The sequence below is a fragment of the Methyloceanibacter marginalis genome, from assembly GCF_001723295.1.
GTDB classification, from domain to species: domain Bacteria; phylum Pseudomonadota; class Alphaproteobacteria; order Rhizobiales; family Methyloligellaceae; genus Methyloceanibacter; species Methyloceanibacter marginalis.
The window spans coordinates 1-3,112 of sequence record NZ_LPWD01000310.1; the positions used below are offsets into that span (position 1 = coordinate 1).

Below are 3,112 nucleotides of genomic sequence, written 5' to 3' on the forward strand. Positions count from 1 at the left end.
CTGCGAGGCCATGATGCGCGCCACGGCGCCGCCGGAGAGCACGCCGTGGGTGATGTAACCGGTGACCTTCTTGGCGCCTTTTTCGAGGAGCGCTTCGGCGGCGTTCACCAGAGTGCCGCCGGAGTCGACGATGTCGTCGACGAGAATGCAGCTATGGCCCGAGACGTCACCGATGACGTTCATCACCTCGGAATCGCCGGGCCTCTCGCGGCGCTTGTCGACGATGGCGAGCGGCGCGTCGATGCGCTTGGCGAGGCCGCGCGCGCGGACGACGCCGCCCACGTCCGGCGAAACGACCATGACATTGTCCTCCGACATGACTTTCTTGATGTCGGCGACCATGGCGGGTGCGGCGAAAAGGTTGTCGGTCGGGATGTCGAAGAAACCTTGGATCTGCCCGGCATGCAGGTCGAGGGTCAGCACGCGGTCGGCGCCGGCGCGGACGATCATGTTGGCGACCAGCTTGGCCGAGATCGGCGTGCGCGGCCCCGGCTTACGATCCTGCCGGGCGTAGCCGAAATAGGGGAGCACGGCGGTGATGCGGCGGGCGGAGGCCCGCTTCAGGGCATCGACCAGGATGAGCAGTTCCATCAGGTGATCGTTGGCCGGAGCGGATGTCGACTGGATGATGAACACGTCCTCGCCCCGGACGTCTCCTGGACCTCGACGAAAATCTCCTTGTCCGCAAAGCGACGAACGATGCAGCGAGCAAGCGGACTATCGAGATATTCGGCGATCGCCTCGGCGAGGGGGCGGTTGCTGTTGCCTGCAACCAGTTTCATGCGACCGTTCCTTGAGACCCAGCCTACGCGAGGCGAGCCGGCCCGGCTCCCACGCCACGGCGCGCTTGTAACAAGCGTCTGGCACCCATGTAAACTTACTAAGCACTTACGAAGCGCCGGATGTGGATGAGGGTTAGCTGGAGGTCAGCTGGACTTCGGCAGAAGCTTGACAATGCCGTCGGCCGCGGCGCCGGCCGCCGCATCGGCGATGGCGCCCCAGGGGCCGTTCAGCGAGCCTTTGGGAATGGTGTTCTGCTGCGACACCGTGCCCAGGCGCTTGCCGTTGGGATCGAGCACCTGCCAGTCGATCTGGATCTTCTCTTTACTGCCGCCGGCATCGGTGAGCTTCACGATGCCCTTCACCGTGTAGACGTTGCCCGACGTCCCGTTCACGAGCTTCACGCCGTCCGCATAGAGCTTCTTCTTGAGGGCCGTGGCGAGCGACCTGCTGCCATCGCCCGGCGCGCCTGTCACGGGGCCCACGACCACGCCCGAAGGCTTAGGCGCTGGCGCCGGCTTCGCCGCTGCGGCGGGTGGCCGCGGTCGCCGTGCTGGCTGCGGCAGGGGCGGCTGCTACCGATGGCGAACTCGCGCTACGGCCTCCGGGCAGGTCGGCGGCAAGTTGTGAGGTGGTGTTGTTGGCGATGCTCCGGATCACTTTGTCATCGACCCCCCGCCAGGGATTGCTGCTGGTCCCTCGGGCGGCGGTCTCCTCGCCGGAGACGCGGGTCACCCGGGTGCCTCGGCGTCGGTCACGTCCCAAATGTAGGAGATCTTGGACCCCTGGCGCTCGGGCGCCGCCAGGAGGTAGCCGCGCAAGGTGTAATTGGCGCCCTCGGTGCCGGGCATGAGCGTCAGATTGCGGTCGTTGCCGGCGACAATCAGGGCTTGGGTGAGCTCTTTGGTGACGCTCTCGGGGCCCCGATAATGGGGGCCACGGCGATCTTGGGGGAGCCGCCGAACAGGCTTCCGGCGCCGCTCAGGAGCCCGCCCATGCTCGTACTCCCGCCGCCGCAGCCTGCCAGGCATACGGCCGCGAGGGCGGCGAGCGCGATCCCCGCAATACGTCTCAAAAGGGCGCGTACGTGTCCTGAGTCCGCGTCCAACAAAATACTCCCTCTGTTGGCCGCACAGCGCCGCTCGCGTGAAATCCTTCGCGAGTGGACTCCCAACCCTTGATCGAACAAGAGCTTACCTGTCCCGGCCCATTTGCGTCCAGTTCTAGCGTCCCCGTCAGGCCGGACCAATCCACCTCATGGTGAATTACAGCTCAGGCAAGCACGATGGCGGAAATTTGACGGCCGTAATCGTCCTCACCGTGGTGCTGGGACCGGCGATAGCTGAAAAGACGGGTCTCGTCGTAATAGGTGCAGAGACCGAGGTCCAGTGTCTCGCCGACGCCCGCCCGCGCCAGGCGCTCGGCCACATAGCCCGGCAGGTCGAAATGGGGCTCCCCGGAGCCTTCGTCGGTCACGAAGAATGCCTCGCTACCGGGCTCCTCAGCCAAGAATTGGGCCTTGTAGTCCTGGCCTACCTCGTAGGCGCCTTGGCTGATCGCGGGGCCGATTGCCGCATGGATGCGTTTGGGTTCGGCGCCGAGCCCCGTCATGGCCTGCACGGTCGCCTCGACGATCCCCGAGAGCGCCCCGCGCCAGCCGGCATGGGCCGCGCCGATGACCCGGGCTTGCGGGTCGCAGAGCAGCACCGGGGTGCAGTCCGCGGTGAGAACGCCGATGGCCAGCCCGGGTGTCGCCGTGACGACGGCGTCGGCGTCGGGCGTCTTGCCTTTGTCCCAGGGCTTCGTCGCCACCACGGCGGTATTCGAATGCTTCTGAAAGACGGTGACGAGCTTCTCGGGAGCCACGCCCAACAGCCTCGCGACTCGCGCGCGATTCTCGGCGACGCTGGCGGCGTCGTCTGACGAGCCGGGGCCGCAGTTCAGCGACGTATAGATGCCTTCGGACACGCCGCCGAGTCGCGTGAAGAATCCGTGGCTGACGCCGTCGATCCCGGCGAGGCTCGGGGCCTGAAACATTATCTTGTCGTCAGTGACCATGACCGGCACTCGTTTGCTCCTAACTGTCTCCGAAGGGTGGCGGCGGGGCAAGCCCCGGGCTTGCGATAACGAACGCCTTGAAGAGAAGACCCATCGCCGAGGGATCGACGAGCCGGTTCGTGCCGGCGATTAACGTCTGACATTGTTCGTCGGTTGCGCCCTCGCACAGACGGTCGCGGCGCGCTTCGAGACCGAGCCGCAGCAGAAACGCGCCTTGCGGCATCGGTCCGTAAGCGGTTAGCCCGTGTGCGATGGCGGCATCCTTCAGCGCGGC

Annotated in this window: 3 protein-coding genes and 2 pseudogenes; all 5 read right to left on the reverse strand. The window is 66.2% G+C overall.

From position 1 onward, the window contains the following. Positions 1–782: pseudogene (locus AUC71_RS11470) on the reverse strand (ribose-phosphate pyrophosphokinase); the annotation flags it as partial. Between the two features lie 144 nt (positions 783–926). Further along, positions 927–1,271, reverse strand: a complete 345-nt coding sequence (locus tag AUC71_RS11475) for a hypothetical protein (protein WP_069624373.1) — start codon at positions 1,269–1,271, stop codon at positions 927–929. Positions 1,272–1,511: 240 nt separating this feature from the next. Then, the gene (locus AUC71_RS11485) at positions 1,512–1,811 is read right to left on the reverse strand and encodes a hypothetical protein (protein WP_069624375.1); all 300 of its coding nucleotides are present in this window, start codon (positions 1,809–1,811) and stop codon (positions 1,512–1,514) included. Between the two features lie 241 nt (positions 1,812–2,052). After that, complete coding sequence (gene pgeF / locus AUC71_RS11490; protein WP_141701634.1) at positions 2,053–2,820, reverse strand: peptidoglycan editing factor PgeF; 768 nt, start codon at positions 2,818–2,820, stop codon at positions 2,053–2,055. Positions 2,821–2,857: 37 nt separating this feature from the next. Further along, a pseudogene (locus AUC71_RS19580) lies at positions 2,858–3,112 on the reverse strand (class I SAM-dependent methyltransferase); the annotation flags it as partial.

Coding starts and splice junctions, on each gene's coding strand:
- AUC71_RS11485 (WP_069624375.1), bottom strand. CDS start 1,811: ATGCCTGGCAGGCTGCGGCGGCGGGAGTACGAGCATGGGCGGGCTCCT.